We start from the raw sequence: 20936 nt of genomic DNA, 5'->3' as shown, positions 1-20936 counted from the left end.
ATTATTCGATTTGCCCGTGTCCGCCAGTCGGGCATAAATGCCCGACCTGCCCGCTGTTTTTCAGACGGCCTGTTCCATTCCGACCTATGTCGAACCTGCCGTAGGGTGTGTCGCCCCAAGGCGACGCACGCGTTCCCTGCCGCCCGACGAATCTGTGCTTTCCCCAACATCCCAAACCGCTGAACGGCAAAGGCCGTCCCCGTCTGCGCGGGGATGACGTTTCTGAAAACGCCGCGCAAGCCCGCCGCCGCCGTTTTCAGACGGCCTCTGTGCTACAATCCGCGCCCTTTACAACCGCCTGAACACATTACGGATATGACAGACAATATACAGGCCGGCATACAGGCCGCGCTCGCCCAGCTCAACCAACTGATTCTGGGCAAAGAACCCGTGCTCAAACAACTGCTTGCCTGCATTCTCGCCGACGGCCACGTGCTGCTGGAAGACGTGCCGGGCGTGGGCAAAACCACGCTGGCGCACGGGCTGGCGGCGGTGCTGGGGCTGGACTATCGCCGCGTGCAGTTCACCAACGACATGATGCCCGCCGACCTGTTGGGCGTAAGCGTCTACCGTCCCAACGAGGGTAAATTCGAGTTCCACCCCGGGCCGGTGTTCCATTCCTTCCTGCTGGCCGACGAAATCAACCGCGCCTCGCCCAAGCTGCAATCCGCGCTGTTGGAGGCGATGGAGGAAAAACAGGTGTCGGCAGACGGCAAAACCTACCGCCTGCCGCAGCCCTTTTTTGTGGTGGCGACGCAAAACCCCACCGACCAAATCGGCACTTTCCCGCTGCCCGAGTCGCAGCTCGACCGCTTTATGATGCGCCTGAGCATGGGCTATCCCGCGCCCGAGGCGGAAAAAATGCTGTATTTCCACGGCGACCGCCGCCGCGCCCTGCCGCAGGTGAAACCGGTGTGCAACGCCGAAACATTGCGCGGTTGGCAGCAGCAGGCCGCGCAGGTGCGTTTCGCGCAGGCGGCGGCCGATTATGTGTACCGGCTGGTGGAGGCAACGCGCCGCCCGGGACAGTTTGTTACCGGCCTTTCGCCGCGCGCGGGGCTGGCGGTGGTGAACGCGGCCAAAGCCTGGGCGTTTATGCACGCGCGCGGCCATGTGCTGCCCGACGATGTGAAGGCGGTGTGGGTGTCCGTGGCCAACCACCGCCTGCAACCGGTGCAGCAGGGCGCGACGGCGGCGCAGATTCTCTCGGGCATCCTCAGCCATGTTCCCGTCCAGTAAGCCCGCTCCGGCATCCGGCCGCTCGCCCACCCTCGCCGCCATCCGCTGCCGCCCGACGCGGCTGGGCGCGGGGCTGCTGGTGGTGGTTTTCCTGCTGTGGCTGGTGGGCGTGAACTATCAGGTCAACCTCGCCTACGTCGCCGCCTTCTGGCTGCTGGGCTTTCTCGCCGTGGGCGTGCTGCTCAACCTGCGCCAGCTGCTCGCGCTGAAAATCGACGTGGCCATGCCGCAGGAGGTGTTCGCGGGGCAGGACGCGGTGTTGCAGCTGACGGCGCAGAGCCCGCAGCGCACCCGTTTCCTCTGGCTGTGCAGCGAAGACGACTATCTGGCCGCGCAGAGGCCGTCTGAAAACATCTGGCAGCCCTGGCGCGCGGAAGAGGGCAGCGCGGCTTTCGACTGGCGCGTGCCCGCCCTGCTGCGCGGCCATTTGCGCGTGCCGCCGCTGCGCACCGCCTCGGTCGCCCCCTTCGGCCTCACCGTGTCGCAATGCGTGTGGCACTGGCCGAGCGACGCGGTGGTGTATCCCGCCCCGATTGCCCACGCCGTGCCCGCCGCCGCCCCGCGCGGCAGCGGCGAAACCGCCGAACGCCGCCCCGCCGAAGGCGGCGACGAACCGGCCTATCTCCAAGCGCACCGGGACGGCATGCCGGTGCAGCACATCGCGTGGAAAACCTATGCTAAAACGGGCGAGATGCTGTCCAAACGCTTTGAAGAGGAAGTGCCGCCCGCCGACAAAAACATCATTTCCTACCGCGACTATCCCGCCGGCACGCCCAAAGACCGTCTCGCCGGCCTCTTGTGCCGCCGCGTGCTCGACGCCGACCGCAGCGGCCTGCCCTACATCCTCGAAATGCCCCAGCGCAGCATTGCCCCGCAGCACGGCCAGCGCGAAATCTGCCTGACCGCGTTGGCCTTGTGGTAAGCGGGTTTGAGGCCGTCTGAAAAGCCTGTTTTTCGTTTTTGGCTGCGCCGAAACCGCGTTTTCAGACGGCCTCTCTGCAAGAGGGCGAAACCAAATCAACACGACCCGCCGCAGGCCGGGCTTCGGATGTGTTCAATCCGTATCTACTTTATATATGAAAAACAAAGGCTGTCTGAAAGACGGAAAAGCGCGGGCAGGCTGCCAAGGGAAAACCAAACATCATGCTGATTCTGAACCCCGAATTTTTAAAAGAAACGCCGCCGAAAAAAGCCGTGTCGGCGGTTTTGCTCGCCCTGCTGTGGTCGTCGCTGCCGCTTCTGGCGCAGCTTCCGCTGGGCGTGGGCGCGGTGTTCCTCGGCCTGCTGACTCTGCGGTTTTTCCTGTTGCAGGCGGGCGTGAACAAGCTGCCCGCCGTGGTATTGCTGGCGTTGGCCGTCGGCGGCGGGCTTCTGGTGTGGAGCCAGCTGGGCACGGTCATCGGGCGCGATGGCGGCATTTCCTTTTTGCTCCTGATGGTGCTGCTCAAATCGTTTGAAGGCAGCGGCATGCGCGACTGGCAGGTGCTGCTGCTGGCCATGCTGTTTTTGATCGGCTCGGCGGTGCTGTTCGGCCAGGGGCTGACTACGGGGCTGTGGCTTTTGGCCGCGCTGTTGGCGGTGGGCGTGTGTTTTGCCCTGCTGTGCGGCGCGGACGCGAAAAACGCGCTGCGCCAGGGGTTGTTGGCCTTCGGCCTCACCCTGCCGCTGGCGGCGGTGCTGTTTGTAGTGATGCCGCGCCGCAGCGAGCCTTTGTGGGCGATTCCGCAGCAGAAAGAGGCGCAGGCGAAAACCGGTTTGTCCGACACCATGCAGCCGGGCAGCATCGGCAATCTGGTGCAGAGCAACGAGCTGGTGGCCAACGTAACCTTTTCAGGCAGCCTTAACCCGCGTCAGGACCAGCTCTACTGGCGCGCCATCGTAATGGCCGATTTCGACGGCAGCGCGTGGCACGCCATGCCCGATTTCGACGAAGTGAGCGACCCGCAGGTTTCAGACGGCCGCAAACTCTCCTACCAAATGATCCTGCGCGACCAAAACGGCGTGATTCCCGTGCTGGACTACCCCGTCGGCAGAGTCGGGGCGGGCATGAAAGTGCAGCTCGGCGACGTGGTGCGCGTGCGCAGCCGCGAAGGGCTGCGGCGGATACAGTTACAGTCGCGCGCCAACGACCGCCTGCCGCAGAAACTCAAAAATTTTGAAAAACAAATCTACCTGCGCCTGCCGCCCTCGGGCAACATCCGCACCCGCCAGCTGGCGCAGCTTCTGGCGCAGCAGAGCGGCTCGGCACGGGAGTTCGCAAAAAAAGTCCTCAACCACTACCGCAGCCAGCATTTTTCCTACACCTTGCAGCCGCCCCTCTACGGCAGCGGCGGCGACAGCATCGACAACTTCATGTTCAACGGGCGGCAGGGCTTCTGCGAACACTACGCGCAAAGTTTCGTCGTCATGATGCGCGCCGCCGGCGTGCCCGCCCGCGTCGTAACCGGCTACCTCGGCGCGGATTATCAGGAAAGCGGCGACTTCTGGCAGATACGCAGCAAAAACGCCCACGCCTGGGCGGAAATCTGGCTGGAAAACGAACAAGCCTGGCTGCGCGTCGACCCCACCGCCGCCGTCTCTGCCCAACGCCTCTCCGGCGGCCTCGACAACGCCCTGCCCGAACAGGAACGCGAAATGATTGTCGGCAGCGGCAGTGGCGCGAAAATCTGGAACAAATGGCTCGAGAGCGGCCAATTCTACTGGCAGCAGTGGGTGGTCAACTACGACGAAAGCAGTCAAAACAACCTGTTCGGCAAACTCGGCCTCGGCCGCTTCGGCCCCGCCACTGCCCTGTTCGCCGTCCTCATCGGCACCGCCGCCGCCCTCATCCCCGTCGTCTGGTGGTGGAAACGCGGCCGCCGCAAAGAGCAGGAACCGCTCACCGAAGGCTTCCTGCTGCTCAAAACCGCCTTCGTCGGCGAAGAAGACGAAACCTTCCCCGCCGTTACCGCCTCCGAACTTTTACAATGGATGGAACAAAACCAAACCGCCGACGACACCGTCGCACAATTATTGCGCCAATACGAAGACTGGCAGTTTGCCTACAGCCGTCCGCCTTCGCCCGCCGAACAAAGGGCATGGCTGGCGAAAGTCAGAAAAGCAGTGAAACCCTACCTGGCAAAATGAAAGAACCGCTTTTCAGACGGCCCCTTAAAGCCTTTCACCTGCCTTTGCCCGTTTTTTCCAAAACAAAATTTCCTTTTCTGCCAAGGCAATGCCGTTTTCCCCCGAAATATCCCCGCTGCAAGGCTTGACCTGAAATTCCCGTTCCCGTATAGTTCGCGTCTTCGCTGCTTCGGCGGCACAGTTCTTTAACAAAACGATTACCGATAAGTGTGGGTGCGCGAGCCCCGCACTGCGACAAAAAACAGACAGAGACAAACATTTGTTTCCTGTCGGTTTCTTTGAAGCGGACCAGAAGTTGAATAAGTTAGAGATTGAACATAAGAGTTTGATCCTGGCTCAGATTGAACGCTGGCGGCATGCTTTACACATGCAAGTCGGACGGCAGCACAGAGAAGCTTGCTTCTTGGGTGGCGAGTGGCGAACGGGTGAGTAACGCATCGGAACGTACCGAGTAATGGGGGATAACTGTCCGAAAGGACAGCTAATACCGCATACGCCCTGAGGGGGAAAGCGGGGGATCTTAGGACCTCGCGTTATTCGAGCGGCCGATGTCTGATTAGCTGGTTGGCGGGGTAAAGGCCCACCAAGGCGACGATCAGTAGCGGGTCTGAGAGGATGATCCGCCACACTGGGACTGAGACACGGCCCAGACTCCTACGGGAGGCAGCAGTGGGGAATTTTGGACAATGGGCGCAAGCCTGATCCAGCCATGCCGCGTGTCTGAAGAAGGCCTTCGGGTTGTAAAGGACTTTTGTCAGGGAAGAAAAGGGGCATGTTAATACCGTGCTCTGATGACGGTACCTGAAGAATAAGCACCGGCTAACTACGTGCCAGCAGCCGCGGTAATACGTAGGGTGCGAGCGTTAATCGGAATTACTGGGCGTAAAGCGGGCGCAGACGGTTACTTAAGCGGGATGTGAAATCCCCGGGCTCAACCCGGGAACTGCGTTCCGAACTGGGTGGCTAGAGTGTGTCAGAGGGGGGTAGAATTCCACGTGTAGCAGTGAAATGCGTAGAGATGTGGAGGAATACCGATGGCGAAGGCAGCCCCCTGGGATAACACTGACGTTCATGCCCGAAAGCGTGGGTAGCAAACAGGATTAGATACCCTGGTAGTCCACGCCCTAAACGATGTCGATTAGCTGTTGGGGCACTTGATGCCTTAGTAGCGTAGCTAACGCGTGAAATCGACCGCCTGGGGAGTACGGTCGCAAGATTAAAACTCAAAGGAATTGACGGGGACCCGCACAAGCGGTGGATGATGTGGATTAATTCGATGCAACGCGAAGAACCTTACCTGGTCTTGACATGTACGGAACCTTCCAGAGACGGAAGGGTGCCTTCGGGAGCCGTAACACAGGTGCTGCATGGCTGTCGTCAGCTCGTGTCGTGAGATGTTGGGTTAAGTCCCGCAACGAGCGCAACCCTTGTCATTAGTTGCCATCATTTGGTTGGGCACTCTAATGAGACTGCCGGTGACAAACCGGAGGAAGGTGGGGATGACGTCAAGTCCTCATGGCCCTTATGACCAGGGCTTCACACGTCATACAATGGTCGGTACAGAGGGTAGCCAAGCCGCGAGGCGGAGCCAATCCCAGAAAACCGATCGTAGTCCGGATTGCACTCTGCAACTCGAGTGCATGAAGTCGGAATCGCTAGTAATCGCAGGTCAGCATACTGCGGTGAATACGTTCCCGGGTCTTGTACACACCGCCCGTCACACCATGGGAGTGGGGGATACCAGAAGCAGGTAGGCTAACCGCAAGGGGGCCGCTTGCCACGGTATGCTTCATGACTGGGGTGAAGTCGTAACAAGGTAGCCGTAGGGGAACCTGCGGCTGGATCACCTCCTTTCTAGAGAAAAGGGCTTGGCACCCACACTTATCGGTAATCGGACAGAGCGTTACAAAGGGTTTGTAGCTCAGGTGGTTAGAGCACACGCTTGATAAGCGTGGGGTCGTAGGTTCAAGTCCTACCAGACCCACCAGCGAACATCCGGGGGCATAGCTCAGTTGGTAGAGCACCTGCTTTGCAAGCAGGGGGTCATCGGTTCGATCCCGTTTGCCTCCACCAAGATTTTCAAATTAAAGCGAATTAAACAGAAAGCAAATTGTTGGAAAGTAAAACATACCGGCAATTTGCAAGAGAAACATTCTAAATAGTTTATTTTAATTTGCGAATCAAAACGCATCGATCTTTAACAAATTGGAAAGCCGAAATCAACAAACAAAGACACTGAGGTTTTATCAGAACTACCAAACAGTTCGAAATAAAGCCCAGTAATTTGGGTGATGATTGTATCGACTTAATCCCGAGACACAAAAGGCGGGATTAAGACACAACAAGCAGTAAGCTTTATCAAAGTAGAGGCCTTAAGGTGCCAAGCTAGTCAACGGCAAAGTACCGAAGTCAGAAAGGTACTTCAAATGATAGAGTCAAGTGAATAAGTGCATCAGGTGGATGCCTTGGCGATGATAGGCGACGAAGGACGTGTAAGCCTGCGAAAAGCATCGGGGAGCTGGCAATAAAGCTATGATCCGGTGATGTCCGAATGGGGAAACCCACCTCTTAGGAGGTATCCTTGTCCGAATACATAGGGCAAGAGAAGCGAACCCGGAGAACTGAACCATCTAAGTACCCGGAGGAAAAGAAATCAACCGAGATTCCGCAAGTAGTGGCGAGCGAACGCGGAGGAGCCTGTATACGATAGCCGAACTGTTAGAAGAAAGAATTGGAAACTTCTGCCATAGCGGGTGATAGCCCCGTATTCGAAAACAGATTGGTGGTACTAGGTATACGACAAGTAGGGCGGGACACGTGAAATCCTGTCTGAAGATGGGGGGACCATCCTCCAAGGCTAAATACTCATCATCGACCGATAGTGAACCAGTACCGTGAGGGAAAGGCGAAAAGAACCCCGGGAGGGGAGTGAAATAGAACCTGAAACCTGATGCATACAAACAGTGGGAGCGGAATAATTCCGTGACTGCGTACCTTTTGTATAATGGGTCAACGACTTACATTCAGTAGCGAGCTTAACCGGATAGGGGAGGCGCAGGGAAACCGAGTCTTAATAGGGCGATCAGTTGCTGGGTGTAGACCCGAAACCGAGTGATCTATCCATGGCCAGGATGAAGGTGCCGTAACAGGTACTGGAGGTCCGAACCCACGCATGTTGCAAAATGCGGGGATGAGCTGTGGATAGGGGTGAAAGGCTAAACAAACTCGGAGATAGCTGGTTCTCCCCGAAAACTATTTAGGTAGTGCCTCGAGCTAGACACTGATGGGGGTAAAGCACTGTTATGGCTAGGGGGTCATTGCGACTTACCAACCCATGGCAAACTAAGAATACCATCAAGTGGTTCCTCGGGAGACAGACAGCGGGTGCTAACGTCCGTTGTCAAGAGGGAAACAACCCAGACCGCCGGCTAAGGTCCCAAATGACAGATTAAGTGGTAAACGAAGTGGGAAGGCCCAGACAGCCAGGATGTTGGCTTAGAAGCAGCCATCATTTAAAGAAAGCGTAATAGCTCACTGGTCGAGTCGTCCTGCGCGGAAGATGTAACGGGGCTCAAATCTGTAACCGAAGCCGCGGATGCCGCAAGGCATGGTAGGGGAGCGTTCTGTAGGCCTGAGAAGGTGTATCGTAAGGTATGCTGGAGGTATCAGAAGTGCGAATGTTGACATGAGTAGCGATAAAGCGGGTGAAAAGCCCGCTCGCCGAAAGCCCAAGGTTTCCTACGCAACGTTCATCGGCGTAGGGTGAGTCGGCCCCTAAGGCGAGGCAGAAATGCGTAGTCGATGGGAAACGGGTTAATATTCCCGTACTTTGATTCAATGCGATGTGGGGACGGAGAAGGTTAGGTCAGCAAACTGTTGGAATAGTTTGTTCAAGCCGGTAGGTGGAAGACTCAGGCAAATCCGGGTCTTCATAACACCGAGAAGTGATAACGAGCATCTACGGATGCGAAGTGACCGATACCACGCTTCCAGGAAAAGCCACTAAGCTTCAGTTGGATCAGAACCGTACCGCAAACCGACACAGGTGGGCAGGATGAGAATTCTAAGGCGCTTGAGAGAACTCGGGAGAAGGAACTCGGCAAATTGATACCGTAACTTCGGGAGAAGGTATGCCCTCTAATGTGAAAGACTTGCTCTGTAAGCATAGGAGGGTCGCAGAGAATCGGTGGCTGCGACTGTTTATTAAAAACACAGCACTCTGCTAACACGAAAGTGGACGTATAGGGTGTGACGCCTGCCCGGTGCTGGAAGGTTAATTGAAGATGTGAGAGCATCGGATCGAAGCCCCAGTAAACGGCGGCCGTAACTATAACGGTCCTAAGGTAGCGAAATTCCTTGTCGGGTAAGTTCCGACCCGCACGAATGGCGTAACGATGGCCACACTGTCTCCTCCCGAGACTCAGCGAAGTTGAAGTGGTTGTGAAGATGCAATCTACCCGCTGCTAGACGGAAAGACCCCGTGAACCTTTACTGTAGCTTTGCATTGGACTTTGAAGTCACTTGTGTAGGATAGGTGGGAGGCTTGGAAGCAGAAACGCCAGTTTCTGCGGAGCCGTCCTTGAAATACCACCCTGGTGGCTTTGAGGTTCTAACCCAGACCCGTGATCCGGGTCGGGGACCGTGCATGGTAGGCAGTTTGACTGGGGCGGTCTCCTCCCAAAGAGTAACGGAGGAGTTCGAAGGTTACCTAGGTCCGGTCGGAAATCGGACTGATAGTGCAATGGCAAAAGGTAGCTTAACTGCGAGACCGACAAGTCGAGCAGGTGCGAAAGCAGGACATAGTGATCCGGTGGTTCTGTATGGAAGGGCCATCGCTCAACGGATAAAAGGTACTCCGGGGATAACAGGCTGATTCCGCCCAAGAGTCCATATCGACGGCGGAGTTTGGCACCTCGATGTCGGCTCATCACATCCTGGGGCTGTAGTCGGTCCCAAGGGTATGGCTGTTCGCCATTTAAAGTGGTACGTGAGCTGGGTTTAAAACGTCGTGAGACAGTTTGGTCCCTATCTGCAGTGGGCGTTGGAAGTTTGACGGGGGCTGCTCCTAGTACGAGAGGACCGGAGTGGACGAACCTCTGGTGTACCGGTTGTGACGCCAGTCGCATCGCCGGGTAGCTAAGTTCGGAAGAGATAAGCGCTGAAAGCATCTAAGCGCGAAACTCGCCTGAAGATGAGACTTCCCTGGGGATTTAATCCTCCTAAAGAGCCGTTCGAGACCAGGACGTTGATAGGCAGGGTGTGGAAGCGCGGTAACGCGTGAAGCTGACCTGTACTAATTGCTCGTGAGGCTTGACTCTATCATTTGAAGGACTTTGCTTCTTTGAAGATAATGCTTGCATAGGACTTGTTCCGATATGTTCATCACAGTTGATACGCCGCAAAAGACGGATGTCTTGCTGCGGCCGGCTTTGCCGATTTGACAGTTTCAGTCTGGCGGCCACAGCGGTTTGGTCCCACTCCTTCCCATCCCGAACAGGACAGTGAAACGAACCAGCGCCGATGATAGTGTGGATTCCCATGCGAAAGTAGGTCACTGCCAGACACCTATTGCAAACCCCGCCAAAGTGGCGGGGTTTTTGTTTGGCCGGAAAACGGATCTGTATCTCGGATGCCGTTGTACGGTATGTTGCGGCGTAACCGGCTTGCCTGTTATGTCATTCTTGATTATGATACCTGCTCTTTATATTTAATCCTTTATTTTTAACGGAAGGGACACTATGGATTTGAAGAAATCTTTGTTCGGCCTTTTGGCTTACGGTGTGGCGGCCTGGGTGGCGGCTGCGGTGAATATCAATACGGCGACGGCCGAAGAGCTCAAAGCGCTGCCGGGTATCGGCCAGGCGAAGGCGCAGGCGATTGTGGACTACCGTAAGGAGAACGGCGCGTTCAAGTCGGTGGACGATTTGAAGAAGGTCAAGGGTATCGGCGACGGTATCCTGGGCAAGCTGAAAGACCAGGCGACGGTCGGCGGTGCCGCCAATGCCAAACCGGTCAAACCGGCCGTGCCAACTACAGCCGCGCCCGCAGCAGCAGTGAAAAAGTAGGGCGCAAAACGGAGGATGCCCCGTCCGCAGACGGGTGGGGCTGCAAGACAAAGGCCGGCGGTATGCCGGCTTCGCTTTTGCCCGGTGCGGGCTTGTCCGCCTGCGGGCGGGTCGTGTCCTTCCCAGGCTTGCGGTACAATACAGGCCGTCTGAAAAACGGGAATCCCGCGTTTCAGACGGCCTTTTATTTTCCTAACCAACCTGTTACAAAAGTTTCTCAATCGGGAACAAGGAAAGGATGTTGCTGAACAGCCGTTTCCACAAACCCGCGTCCGGTTCGTTTTTCAGAATTTCTCCCGGTCGGTCGGGGTCTTGCCAGCGCAGGCGGCGGCCTTTGGGATCCAAAATGACTTTATAGGCGTATTCGGGTGCCATCTGCCGGAGCTCCTGCCTCATATCGGCGGCGATTTCGGGGCTGTCCAAGACGATGCCCATTTCGGTGTTGAGGCGGGCGGAGCGGGGGTCGAAATTGAGCGAGCCGATGAAGACGCGTTTGCCGTCTACAACGAAGGTTTTGGCGTGCAGGCTGGTGGCGGAACTGCCGGTAAGCCCTTTGTCTTTGGCTTTGGGCGGGGCGAAGTCGGGTTTGACTTCGTAAAGTTCCACGCCCGCTTTAAGCAGGTCTTTCCGGTAGCGGGCGTAGCCGGAGTGGACGGCGGCTACGTCGGTGGCGCGCAGGGAGTTGGTGAGCACGGTTACGCCCACGCCTTTGGCGGTGATGCCGCGCAGGGCTTCCATGCCCCATTTACTGGGGACGAAATAGGGGGAGACGATGAACAGATCCTGCTGCGGTTTGCCGAGGGTTTCGAGCAGCTTGTCGGCAACGGAAGGTTTTTCGCGGCTGCGTGAGAGACCTTTGGCGGGGTCGTCGCTGACAAGCTGCGCGTCGGTGTAAATCCAGGGGACTTTGCCGGCGGATACGGCGGCGGCCAGCGGGGCGTTTTCGAGGTCGTCGAGATAGCTTTCGCGTATCGGGGCGTCTTTTTTGCGCGACTGCCGTATTTTCAGACGGCCTTTTTCTGCGTTTGCATGTTTGGCGACGGCGGCGAACGGGTAGCTTGACCCGCTCGCCCAATAGCGGTCGAAATCGCGCGAGATGTCGGTTACGACCGCGCCTTTGGCCAGCACGTCCAAATCGGCGAAGCCCGTTTCGGTGGATACGTTGAAATACTCGTCGCCGACGTTGCGACCGCCGATGATGGCATAGCGGTTGTCGGCGGTGAGGGATTTGTTGTGCATGCGGCGGTTGAGGCGGGGAAAGTCGGTGAGGTAGCCAAGGGCGCGGAATTTGCGGTGGGTGAACGGGTTGAACAGGCGGATTTCGATGTTTTCTTCCGCATCGAGCGCAGCGAGGGTGTCGTCCATGCCGCGCGTATTGTTGTCGTCGAGCAGCAGGCGCACGCGCACGCCGCGACGGGCGGCCTGTTGCAGCATTTGGAACAGCATTTTGCCGGACACGTCGTCGTGCCAGATATAGTAGGCGATGTCGAGCGTATGGTCGGCGTGGCCGATAAGGATGGCGCGGGCGACAAAGGCGTCGTGCGGGTCGGCCAGCAGGTACACGCCCGTCTGCCCTGTCTCTTTTTCAGACGGCCTCTCCGAGGGCAGGGCGGCTTCCAAGCGCGGGGAGGATTCGGTGTCGATATAGGTGGAAACGCTGCGCTGTGACAGGTCGGGCAGGCTCTGGCACGCGCCCAAAAGCAGCGCGGAGCCGGAAAAAAACAAGGATTTTGGCAGCTTCATAAATTCGGTCTCAGCAAAAGGAAAGCGGTTCCGGCTGCGCCGCAGCCGCGCTTTCAGACGGCCTATTTTTTCATCACCGCCCGTTTGACAATCAGCCACCAGTCCTGTTTTGCCAACACAGGTCGTTCTTCAAACACATTGTAGCGGCAGGCATCGAGCTTTTGCAGAATCATCTGGCCGCCCACCACAATCATCCGCAGCTCCAAACCGATGCGCCCTTTGAGCGTTCTGCCCAGCGGCGAACCCGCTTTGAGCATCTTAAACGCCCGTTCGCACTGGTAGGCCATCAGCCGCTGAAAGGCGAAATCCGCGCGGCCGGCGGCAATCTGTTCCTCCGTTACCTTGAACTTCGCCAAATCGTCCTGCGGAATATAAACACGCCCTTTTTGCCAGTCGGCAGCCACATCCTGCCAGAAATTAATCAGTTGCAGCGCGGTGCAGATGCCGTCGCTCTGCGCGATGCTGCGCGTGTCGCTCTCGCCGTAAAGGTGCAGCATAATCCGCCCCACGGGGTTGGCCGAATGACGGCAGTAGTCGGCCAGCTCGGCGAAATTCTGATAACGCGTTTTCACCACATCCTGCGAAAATGCATCGAGCAAATCGTAAAACGGCTGCAAGGGCAGGGCAAACGGCGCAACCGCCTCATCGTTCAAACGGCGTACCAAATCCGTCTGCGGCACTTCACCGCGTCCGATGCGGCCGAGTTCCTCCCGCAAAGCGTCCAAAGCCGCCAGCCGCTGCGCCGCCTCCGCCGCACCTTCGTCCGCCAAATCGTCGGCATAACGCGCAAACGCATACACCGCATGCACCGGGCGGCGCAGGCGGCGCGGCAATGCCCACGAGCCGACGGGGAAATTTTCATAATGGTTGACTGACATGAACGAATCCTTGAAAGAAAAAGAAAACCGTCCTTTCAGACGGCCTGTTTGAACGGCGCAACATTCTAAAACAAAGCCCCCGCCGAGGAAACCGAAGCCGCCGGCAAATCCGCTATAATGCCCCGCACCGTTTTCAGACGGCCTGTCATACATAGGAGGCCGTCTGAAAACACATCTGCCGCACCGCAAACCGCTGCCCGAAAGAACCGACCCATGCCGTGGAACATACCGATCCTCCTGACCTGGATGCGCGTCCTCCTCATCCCCGTCTTCACCCTGCTTTTCTACCTGCCTTCAAACTGGATGCAGCCGCAAACCGCCAACTGGGCGGCAGCTTTCGTCTTCTCCGCCGCCGCCGTAACCGACTGGTTCGACGGCTATCTCGCCCGCCGCTGGAAGCAAACCTCCGATTTCGGCGCGTTCCTCGACCCCGTCGCCGACAAACTGATGGTCGCCGTCGCCCTTATCCTCCTCGTCAGCCTCAACCGCACCCATCCGGTGTTCGCCATGATCATCATCGGCCGCGAAATCACCATCTCCGCCCTGCGCGAATGGATGGCACAGATGGGCAAACGCGGCAGCGTCGCCGTCGCCCGCATCGGCAAATTCAAAACCACCGCCCAAATGGCCGCCGTCATCATGCTGCTTATCGGCCTGAAAGACTGCTACGGCTGGAATCTCCTCTTTATCGGCAATATATTGATGGCCGCCGCTTCCGTGCTCACCATTTGGTCGATGTTCTACTACCTCAAAATGGCTTGGAACGAATTCAAATAAATCCCGCGCCATGCTTGACAGGGCGGCAAAAGCCACTATAATGGCGGCTTCTTTGCCTTACGGCAGTGAAAATCCAAGCGGGAATAGCTCAGTTGGTAGAGCGCAACCTTGCCAAGGTTGAGGTCGCGAGTTCGAGACTCGTTTCCCGCTCCACAGTTCGAAATGCAATCCGGTTTATGCGGGAATAGCTCAGTTGGTAGAGCGCAACCTTGCCAAGGTTGAGGTCGCGAGTTCGAGACTCGTTTCCCGCTCCAAAAAAACCGTATTCACATGCGGGAATAGCTCAGTTGGTAGAGCGCAACCTTGCCAAGGTTGAGGTCGCGAGTTCGAGACTCGTTTCCCGCTCCATTTAAGACAAAGTTGTTGGTCAGACAACTTTTTTCTTTATGGCGGGATAGCAAAGTGGTTATGCAGCGGATTGCAAATCCGTCTACGCCGGTTCGATTCCGACTCCCGCCTCCATCAATAACAGCTGATACAGTCTTCCCCGGCGGGGTGGCAGAGTGTTTATGCGACAGGGTGTGCAAGCCCCGTACAGGCCGGTTAAAATCCGCGCCCCCGCCTCCAGAATCCTGCCGTTTCCTCCTTTCAAGCAGGGATAAAGCCCGGGTGGTGAAATTGGTAGACACAACGGACTTAAAATCCGTCGCCCCTGATACGGGCGTACCGGTTCGATTCCGGTTCCGGGCACCAATCAATATACTGTTTAGCCGTAAAAATACCGGAGTTCCGGTATTTTTTTATGTCTCAATCGCGTGTCCGTTTTTTGTTTACGGTTTTGGCATGTGGCGCACAGACATTCTGTGCCGGCTAAAAGGCCGTCTGAAAACCCGGTTTCAGGTTTTCAGACGGCCTTTGTCTGCCTTTTATTCTGCTGCGGACGCTTCGTTTTCTGCAATGCCGTCCAAGTCGGCAAACCATCGGGCGACTGTGGTGTTTACTTCGTCAACTCCTTGTTTTTTCAGGCTGGAAAAAAGCTGGACAGACACTTGGCCGTGTCTGGAAAACGGTTTTAACGCTTTCTTGACAGAAGACAATGTTTTGATTTGGTCGTTCTTGGATAATTTGTCGGCTTTGGAAAGCAGGATGTGTACCGGCCTGCCGGTGGGGGCGAAAAAATCGAGCATTTGGACGTCAAGCGGTTTGAGCGGGTGGCGGCAGTCCATAATCAGCACCAGTCCGATAAGTTGGCGGCGCGTGCGCAGGTACTCGCCCAAGAGCCCAACCCAGTGTCGGCGCACGGCTTCGGGCACTTGGGCGTAGCCGTAGCCGGGCAGGTCGGCCATAAAAGCTCCGTTTTGCAGCTCGAAAAAGTTGATATGCTGCGTGCGGCCGGGGGTTTTGGAAACGTAGGCCAGCCGCACTTGGTCGCACAATGTGTTGATTGCGCTGGATTTCCCTGCGTTTGATCGGCCGACAAAGGCGATTTCCGCGCCGGTGTCGGGCAAATCTTGCAGGCGGTTTACCGTAGTGAAGAATTTCGCGTTTCGGAATAAGTTCATAGCTATGGAAAAAATAAGTAAATCTGGTATAGAATACCACGTTTGTATCGAAATCGGTTCGTCGCGGCGCAAGGCTGCCGCATTTCAGAGTATCAAATAAGACATAAAAAAGGGTGTTGCGCACGCCGCAACGCTGCAATCAGGAGCCTCCATGAAACGTTTAACCCTACTGACTCTGGCACTGGCCGGCGGCGCGGCGTTTGCCGCACCCAAGGCGGATGTCGCCAAAGGCAAGCAGATTGCCCAAAAGGTCTGCGCGGCCTGCCATGCCGCCGACGGCAACAGCGGCATTTCCACCTATCCCAAACTTTCCGCCCAGCATGCCCGTTATCTCGCGGTGCAGACCGCCGCGATTAAAGAGGGCAAGCGCACCACCGGCGGCGCGGCGGCGATGAAGCCGATGGTGATGAGCCTGAGCGAGCAGGACATTGCCGATGTGGCGGCGTTCTACGCCACGCAAACGCCCAAATCGGGCGAAGCCAACCCGAAAGACAATCTCAAGCTGGGCGCGCAGATTTTCCGTGGCGGCATTGCCGACAAAAAACTGCCCGCCTGTATGTCCTGCCACGGCCCCAGCGGCGCGGGCATTCCGGCGGCGGGCACCGATGTAACGGCCTATCCGCGCTTGGGCGGTCAGCACAAGGATTACACGGTTACGCAGATCAAGGCCTATGCCGCCGGCCAGCGCACCAGCCCCAACGGCATGATGGAGGAAATCGCCAAGCGGATGTCGGAAGACGAAATCAATGCCGTGGCGAACTTTATCCAGGGCTTGCATTGATTTTTCAGACGGCCTCAATGCCGTTTGAGGCCGTCTGAAACTCGCGATTGATTCGGCCTATAAGCAACGGGCTGCCGGTATGTGCCAACGTATCGGCAGCCTTGTTTGTAGTAGAATCCGCGTCTTTGATTTTCCGTGTTTTTCCGCTTTCTTTTTCTTCCCTTATGACAACCGCCGACAAAATCCCGCTGATCCGCCGCCCGTGGTTCGCCTTTTTGAGCTCCATGCGCTTTGCGGTTGCCCTGCTGTGCGTGCTGGCCGTCGCTTCGGTGATCGGCACGGTGTTGCAGCAGAATCAGCCGCAGGCGGACTACATCGTCAAATTCGGCTCGTTTTGGGCGCGGATTTTCGGCTTTCTCGGCCTTTACGACGTGTACGCCTCGGGCTGGTTTGTCGTCATCATGCTGTTTCTCGTGCTCAGCACCGCGCTGTGCCTGTGGCGCAACGTGCCGCCGTTTTGGCGGGAAATGCGCTCGTTCCGCCTCAAAGCGTCCAAACGCTCGCTTGCCGCGATGAAGCACAGCGCATTGCTGGACAAGCCGCTGCCGCCGGAAGTGGCGGCGCAGTATTTTGCCGCGCAGGGCTTCGCCGTGAAACGGCAGACGCGCGAAGACGGCTCGGTGCTGGTGGCGGCGAAAAAGGGCGCGATGAACAAATGGGGCTATATCTTCGCCCATCTGGCAGTGATCGTGATTTGCCTGGGCGGCCTGATCGACAGCAACCTGCTGCTGAAAACCGGCATGCTGGCGGGCAGAATCGTGCCCGACGACACCGCCGTTTACGCCCGTGATTTCAAGCCCGAAAGCGTGCTGGGCGCGGGCAATCCCTCGTTTCGCGGCAATGTGAACATCAGCGAAGGGCAGGAGGCCGACGTGGTGTTTCTCAACGCCGACAAGGGCCTGCTGGTGCAGCAGCTGCCGTTTTCGGTGAAACTGGAAAAATTCCACATCGATTTCTACCCCACAGGCATGCCCAGCGATTTCGCCAGCGATCTGCTGATCACCGACAAGGCCACGGGCAAAACGCAACAGCACACCGTGCGTGTCAACCACCCCTTCACCCTGCACGGCGTAACCATTTATCAGGCCAGCTTTGCCGACGGCGGCTCCGACGTGAAATTCAAAGCCTGGGACCTGGCCTCCGGCGGCAGCCGCCACGCCGACTTGAACGGCCGTTCGATGAACGCCTTTCCGCTCAATATGGGCGGCAAACAGAAATACACGCTCGAACTCGACCAGTTTTCCTCCATGAACGTGGAAGACATGGAAAGGCCGTCTGAAAAAGTTTCAGACGGCCTGCAAGACAAAATCAACGACGTGCGCAGCGTGCGCCAAGACAAAAAATTCACCAACATCGGCCCGAGCATCGTTTACCGCCTGCGCGACGCGGCCGGACAGGCGGTGGAGTTCAAAAACTACATGCTGCCCGTGCCGCAGGACGACGGCCGCTTCTTCATGACCGGCACCCGCGCCGGCCTCGAACAGCAGTACCGCTGGCTGCGCATCCCCGCCGACGGCGGCAACAGCCCCGACACTTTCATGCTCTGGCGCGAACTGATGCACGACGAAGCCCTGCGCCGCCGCATCGCCGCGCAGGCCGCCGCAGGCGCGCCGGAAAACGTGCGCGGCCAGTTCGCCACCGCCGTGGAAAACACACTCGTACTGTTCGCGCGCGGCGGCTACCTCGAACTCGACCGCTTCATCCAAACCGCCGTCCCCGCCGCCGAGCGCGACAAAATGAACGGCTACTTCTACCAAATGCTCTACGCCGCCGCCGGCATGGTGCTAGACGAAACCGCCGTGCGGCAAAAACAGCCCCCGCTCGAAGGCGAAGCGCGCAAACGCTTCCTCCTTTCCGCCATGGACGCCTACACCGGCCTCACCGAATACCCCGCCCCCGTGCTGCTGCAACTGGACGGCTTCAAAGAAATCCGCTCCTCCGGCTTGCAGATGACCAAATCGCCCGGCGCGTCGCTGGTCTATCTCGGCTCCCTGCTGCTCGTCCTCGGCACCGTATTCATGTTCTACATCCGCGAAAAACGCGCCTGGCTCTTGTACGACGGTGGACAAACCCGCTTCGCCATGTCCTCCAACCGCCACGAGCGCGACCTCAAACAAGAATTTCCCGCCCGCCTCACCGACCTGCGCACTCTGGCGGAGGAACTGCAACCATGACACACACCAAACCCGCCCCCGCCGCCCCGCAGCACGAACTGCTCGCGCGCAAATCCCTCCTGCGAAGCCTGGCCGGCGCAGACTGGCTCTACGCCGCCCTCATCCTCGCAGCCGCCGCCTTCGCCCAATACGCCCTGCCGCAGCGCATGGATGCCTACGAAACCGTCATGCTCTGGCTGAGCGCGGCCTGCGCCGTCGCACTGGGCTGGTTTTTCAAACCCCTCAGATGGTTTGTCCCACTCGCCCTCTCCCTCGCCTACGGCGGCGTATCCCTCTACGGCGGCGACTTCGCCAACCACAACCGTTTCCTCTTGCGCTACTTCCTCAGCAGCCAGTCCGCAATCATGTGGCAGTGCGCCCTCATCTTCTGCGCCCTGTTCGCCTACCTTTCAGGCGGCCTCATCGCCCTGCACCGCCGCAGCCGGACCAACACCCTGCTGGGCATGGCCACCGCCTTCGGATGGCTCTCCGCCCTGGCCGGCTTCACCGGCCTTCTGGTGCGCTGGCACGAAAGCTACCTCATCCTCGGCAGCGCGGGGCACATCCCCGTGTCCAACCTCTACGAAGTCTTCATCCTCTTCCTCGTCATCTGCGCCCTGATGTACTGGTACTACGAAAGCCGCTTTGCCGTGCAGAAACTCGGCGGCTTCGTCTACCTCTTCATGGCCGGCGTCGTCTGCTTCGTCCTCTGGTACAGTCTCAGCCGCAACGCCCAGCAAATCCAGCCTCTCATCCCCGCCCTGCAATCGTGGTGGATGAAAATCCACGTGCCCGCCAACTTCATCGGCTACGGCGCGTTCTGCATCGCCGCCATGCTCGGCGTGGCGCAGCTTTTGGCCATCCGCGCCGAAGAAAGCGACACCCCCCGCCGCCTGCCCGATTCCGCCCTCATCGAAGAAATCATGTACAAAGCCATCGCCGTCGGCTTCCTCTTCTTCACCCTCGCCACCATCCTCGGCGCACTGTGGGCGGCCGACGCATGGGGACGCTATTGGAGCTGGGATACGAAAGAAACCTGGGCCTTCGTCGTCTGGCTGAACTACGCCGTCTGGCTGCACCTGCGCCTGGTAGCCGGCTGGCGCGGCAAAGTGCTGGCCTGGTGGGCAATCGTCGGCCTCGCCATCACCGCCTTCGCCTTCGTCGGCGTCAACATGTTCCTCAGCGGCCTGCACTCTTACGGCGGGCTGTAAACAGGGCAGTGGAACGAAAAGGCCGTCTGAAAATCGTAAAAGCGGTTTTCAGACGGCCTTTCGTTTCTTTGTCGGGCAAATGATGGCTTCCCAAACCGAAACCGCGTGCGTGGCTTGCGCCACACACCCTACGCCCGCACCGGCTTGGACTGGGTTTTGGCTGCGCCGAAGCTGCGCTTTCAGACGGCCTATTTGGCCAGTTCCGCGTCGATTTGGCGGTAGAGTTCGGCGAAGTCGGGTTCGCCGACGAAGGTTTGGAGCACGCGGCCTTGTTTGTCGATGAGGAAGGAGGTGGGGTAGACCGCTGTACCGAAGGCGCGGGCGGCGGTTTTGTCGGCGTCGTACAGTACAGCGAAGTCCATGCCGCGTTCGCGGGCGTAGGTTTCCACCGCGCCTTTCGGGTCGTAGGGCTGGGCGATGGCGAGGATTTGGAAGCCGTTTTGTTTTTGGTAGCGGTGCGACATTTCGATGATTTTGGGCATTTCCGACACGCAGCCGGGGCACGAGGGGAACCAGAAGTTGACGAAGGTAACTTTGCCCTGCAAATCGGCTTCGGAGACGCGGCGGCCGGAGAGGTCGGCGAGGGCGAAGGCAGGGGCGGGCTGGGCGGCGGGAATCAGGGCGAAGGCGAGAAGGGCGGCGGCGGCCAGCGCGATGGCGGCGGTGAGGATTTTTTTCATGGGGCGGCGAGTTGTTGCAGGGTGTGGAGGACGGGGGGCGGGAAGCCGGCGGAGCGGCCGCCGGTGAGGGGGACGAGGGTGATGTCGGCCTGGGCGGCGGTTTTGCCGCTGCCGACGAAGGCGATGATTTGGCGGATGACGGCCAGGTGGGTTTCGGCGGTTTTGACACGGTTGCGGATGACCAGCACGTCGCCGGCCACTGCGCTGCGGCGGTAGCGGATGTCGATGCGGGCGACGACGATCTGCACGCCGCCGAGTGTTTCCAAAAGGCCGTGCTGCTCGAAAAAGTGCCAGCGGGCTTCTTCGAGGAATTCGAGGTAGCGGGCGTTGTTGACGTGGCCGTAGCCGTCGAGGTGGTAGTTGCGGATGCGGACGGTGCAGTCTGTCATCATGCCTCCAAGGGGCGGAAGGCTTCGCGTTCGAGTGCGGCGGCGGAGAGGTCGGTGGCGACGGGGGCGGGGCGGATGTCGAACCATTGGGCGAAGGTGTCGGGGTGCAGTTCGGGCCACAGGCTTTCGTCGGCGCACCAGTCGGCCAGTTCGGCGGAGAAGATTTCTTCGAGGCGGCTGTCGATGGTGTCCAAAATGTCCTCCGCGCTGTCGCAGGGGTCGGTGAGGTAGGCGTTGGCGTCGGCCTGCACGTCTTCCAGGGTGAGGCCGGACACGCCGACCGATTGCAGCCAGCGCAAAAAGGGTTCGCGGGGGATGAGCAGGAATGCGCTGCGGTTGACTTCGTACATGGGGTACTCCTTGTTGGGCGTGGGAATCCGTTTGAGGCCGTC

General features: G+C 58.5%; 14 protein-coding genes, 8 tRNA genes and 3 rRNA genes. 19 read left to right on the top strand and 6 right to left on the bottom strand.

The features are described 5' to 3' along the window. Positions 1-315 precede the first annotated feature (315 nt). From H3L91_RS11010 to H3L91_RS10970, 9 genes are all read left to right on the top strand, one after another. Positions 316-1239 (top strand): AAA family ATPase, encoded by a 924-nt coding sequence (locus H3L91_RS11010; RefSeq protein WP_007341018.1) that lies wholly within the window; start codon positions 316-318, stop codon positions 1237-1239. Continuing rightward, positions 1223-2161: a DUF58 domain-containing protein gene (locus tag H3L91_RS11005; RefSeq protein WP_007341017.1), complete on the top strand. Its 939-nt coding sequence runs from the start codon at positions 1223-1225 to the stop codon at positions 2159-2161. The genes H3L91_RS11010 and H3L91_RS11005 overlap by 17 nt, the downstream gene beginning before the upstream one ends. Positions 2162-2382: 221 nt before the next feature. Then, complete coding sequence (locus tag H3L91_RS11000; protein ID WP_007341016.1) at positions 2383-4365, top strand: transglutaminase TgpA family protein; 1983 nt, start codon at positions 2383-2385, stop codon at positions 4363-4365. A gap of 313 nt (positions 4366-4678) precedes the next feature. After that, a 16S ribosomal RNA gene (locus tag H3L91_RS10995) occupies positions 4679-6219 on the top strand. A 56-nt stretch (positions 6220-6275) separates the two neighbouring features. After that, a tRNA-Ile gene (locus H3L91_RS10990) sits at positions 6276-6352 on the top strand. 10 nt (positions 6353-6362) lie between these two features. After that, positions 6363-6438: transfer RNA gene (locus H3L91_RS10985), tRNA-Ala, on the top strand. A 360-nt stretch (positions 6439-6798) separates the two neighbouring features. Next, positions 6799-9683: ribosomal RNA gene (locus tag H3L91_RS10980) — 23S ribosomal RNA — on the top strand. A 132-nt stretch (positions 9684-9815) separates the two neighbouring features. Beyond that, positions 9816-9928 (top strand): 5S ribosomal RNA (gene rrf, locus H3L91_RS10975). The 16S, 23S and 5S rRNA genes sit together here with 2 tRNA genes alongside, the layout of an rRNA operon. A gap of 175 nt (positions 9929-10103) precedes the next feature. Continuing rightward, positions 10104-10430, top strand: coding sequence for a ComEA family DNA-binding protein (locus tag H3L91_RS10970; protein ID WP_007343959.1), 327 nt, complete (start codon positions 10104-10106; stop codon positions 10428-10430). A gap of 204 nt (positions 10431-10634) precedes the next feature. On the opposite strand, the gene H3L91_RS10965 is transcribed toward H3L91_RS10970, so the two are convergent. Further along, positions 10635-12173 (bottom strand): phospholipase D family protein, encoded by a 1539-nt coding sequence (locus H3L91_RS10965; protein WP_040659173.1) that lies wholly within the window; start codon positions 12171-12173, stop codon positions 10635-10637. Between the two features lie 62 nt (positions 12174-12235). After that, on the bottom strand, positions 12236-13051 hold the full coding sequence (gene hpnC, locus H3L91_RS10960; RefSeq protein WP_040659171.1) for a squalene synthase HpnC: 816 nt from the start codon (positions 13049-13051) through the stop codon (positions 12236-12238). 213 nt (positions 13052-13264) lie between these two features. On the opposite strand from hpnC, the gene pgsA reads away from it, so the two are divergent. From pgsA to H3L91_RS10925, 7 genes are all read left to right on the top strand, one after another. After that, positions 13265-13828 carry a CDP-diacylglycerol--glycerol-3-phosphate 3-phosphatidyltransferase gene (gene pgsA / locus H3L91_RS10955; protein ID WP_007343955.1) on the top strand — a complete coding sequence of 188 codons (564 nt, stop codon included), beginning with the start codon at positions 13265-13267 and terminating at the stop codon, positions 13826-13828. A gap of 77 nt (positions 13829-13905) precedes the next feature. After that, positions 13906-13981 (top strand) — tRNA-Gly (locus H3L91_RS10950). 25 nt (positions 13982-14006) lie between these two features. After that, positions 14007-14082 (top strand) — tRNA-Gly (locus tag H3L91_RS10945). 18 nt (positions 14083-14100) lie between these two features. Beyond that, positions 14101-14176: transfer RNA gene (locus H3L91_RS10940), tRNA-Gly, on the top strand. A gap of 40 nt (positions 14177-14216) precedes the next feature. Continuing rightward, positions 14217-14290: transfer RNA gene (locus tag H3L91_RS10935), tRNA-Cys, on the top strand. Between the two features lie 27 nt (positions 14291-14317). Further along, positions 14318-14395, top strand: a tRNA-Ala gene (locus H3L91_RS10930). Between the two features lie 36 nt (positions 14396-14431). After that, a tRNA-Leu gene (locus H3L91_RS10925) sits at positions 14432-14521 on the top strand. 173 nt (positions 14522-14694) lie between these two features. Here the strand turns inward: H3L91_RS10925 and yihA are convergent. Continuing rightward, on the bottom strand, positions 14695-15330 hold the full coding sequence (gene yihA / locus H3L91_RS10920) for a ribosome biogenesis GTP-binding protein YihA/YsxC (protein ID WP_007343954.1): 636 nt from the start codon (positions 15328-15330) through the stop codon (positions 14695-14697). Between the two features lie 151 nt (positions 15331-15481). Here yihA and H3L91_RS10915 point away from each other — a divergent pair, with 151 nt between their 5' ends. From H3L91_RS10915 to ccsB, 3 genes are all read left to right on the top strand, one after another. After that, complete coding sequence (locus H3L91_RS10915; RefSeq protein WP_007343953.1) at positions 15482-16111, top strand: c-type cytochrome; 630 nt, start codon at positions 15482-15484, stop codon at positions 16109-16111. A 164-nt stretch (positions 16112-16275) separates the two neighbouring features. Continuing rightward, on the top strand, positions 16276-18285 hold the full coding sequence (locus H3L91_RS10910) for a cytochrome c biogenesis protein ResB (protein WP_007343951.1): 2010 nt from the start codon (positions 16276-16278) through the stop codon (positions 18283-18285). Further along, on the top strand, positions 18282-19475 hold the full coding sequence (gene ccsB, locus H3L91_RS10905; RefSeq protein WP_007343950.1) for a c-type cytochrome biogenesis protein CcsB: 1194 nt from the start codon (positions 18282-18284) through the stop codon (positions 19473-19475). Before H3L91_RS10910 ends, ccsB begins: the two co-directional genes overlap by 4 nt. A gap of 188 nt (positions 19476-19663) precedes the next feature. On the opposite strand, the gene H3L91_RS10900 is transcribed toward ccsB, so the two are convergent. From H3L91_RS10900 to H3L91_RS10890, 3 genes are read right to left on the bottom strand one after another with little or no spacing between them, the layout of a single operon-like run. Next, a complete protein-coding gene (locus H3L91_RS10900; protein WP_007343948.1) occupies positions 19664-20155 on the bottom strand; it encodes a TlpA disulfide reductase family protein in 492 nt (163 codons plus the stop codon). Continuing rightward, positions 20152-20547 (bottom strand): acyl-CoA thioesterase, encoded by a 396-nt coding sequence (locus H3L91_RS10895; protein ID WP_007343947.1) that lies wholly within the window; start codon positions 20545-20547, stop codon positions 20152-20154. Before H3L91_RS10895 ends, H3L91_RS10900 begins: the two co-directional genes overlap by 4 nt. Beyond that, positions 20544-20894: a hypothetical protein gene (locus tag H3L91_RS10890; protein WP_007343946.1), complete on the bottom strand. Its 351-nt coding sequence runs from the start codon at positions 20892-20894 to the stop codon at positions 20544-20546. Before H3L91_RS10890 ends, H3L91_RS10895 begins: the two co-directional genes overlap by 4 nt. Between the last annotated feature and the right edge of the window lie 42 nt (positions 20895-20936).

It is taken from the genome of Neisseria bacilliformis (assembly GCF_014055025.1).
GTDB lineage: Bacteria > Pseudomonadota > Gammaproteobacteria > Burkholderiales > Neisseriaceae > Neisseria > Neisseria bacilliformis.
Note: the sequence above shows the minus strand (reverse complement) of the source record. Positions and strands in the feature narration are given on the sequence as shown.

Bases quoted from the DNA above. Each gene is read 5' to 3' on its own strand.
- H3L91_RS11010 (WP_007341018.1), top strand. From the start codon at position 316: ATGACAGACAATATACAGGCCGGCATACAGGCCGCGCTCGCCCAGCTC.
- H3L91_RS11005 (WP_007341017.1), top strand. From the start codon at position 1,223: ATGTTCCCGTCCAGTAAGCCCGCTCCGGCATCCGGCCGCTCGCCCACC.
- H3L91_RS11000 (WP_007341016.1), top strand. From the start codon at position 2,383: ATGCTGATTCTGAACCCCGAATTTTTAAAAGAAACGCCGCCGAAAAAA.
- H3L91_RS10970 (WP_007343959.1), top strand. From the start codon at position 10,104: ATGGATTTGAAGAAATCTTTGTTCGGCCTTTTGGCTTACGGTGTGGCG.
- H3L91_RS10965 (WP_040659173.1), bottom strand. From the start codon at position 12,173: ATGAAGCTGCCAAAATCCTTGTTTTTTTCCGGCTCCGCGCTGCTTTTG.
- hpnC (WP_040659171.1), bottom strand. From the start codon at position 13,051: ATGTCAGTCAACCATTATGAAAATTTCCCCGTCGGCTCGTGGGCATTG.
- pgsA (WP_007343955.1), top strand. From the start codon at position 13,265: ATGCCGTGGAACATACCGATCCTCCTGACCTGGATGCGCGTCCTCCTC.
- yihA (WP_007343954.1), bottom strand. From the start codon at position 15,330: ATGAACTTATTCCGAAACGCGAAATTCTTCACTACGGTAAACCGCCTG.
- H3L91_RS10915 (WP_007343953.1), top strand. From the start codon at position 15,482: ATGAAACGTTTAACCCTACTGACTCTGGCACTGGCCGGCGGCGCGGCG.
- H3L91_RS10910 (WP_007343951.1), top strand. From the start codon at position 16,276: ATGACAACCGCCGACAAAATCCCGCTGATCCGCCGCCCGTGGTTCGCC.
- ccsB (WP_007343950.1), top strand. From the start codon at position 18,282: ATGACACACACCAAACCCGCCCCCGCCGCCCCGCAGCACGAACTGCTC.
- H3L91_RS10900 (WP_007343948.1), bottom strand. From the start codon at position 20,155: ATGAAAAAAATCCTCACCGCCGCCATCGCGCTGGCCGCCGCCGCCCTT.
- H3L91_RS10895 (WP_007343947.1), bottom strand. From the start codon at position 20,547: ATGATGACAGACTGCACCGTCCGCATCCGCAACTACCACCTCGACGGC.
- H3L91_RS10890 (WP_007343946.1), bottom strand. From the start codon at position 20,894: ATGTACGAAGTCAACCGCAGCGCATTCCTGCTCATCCCCCGCGAACCC.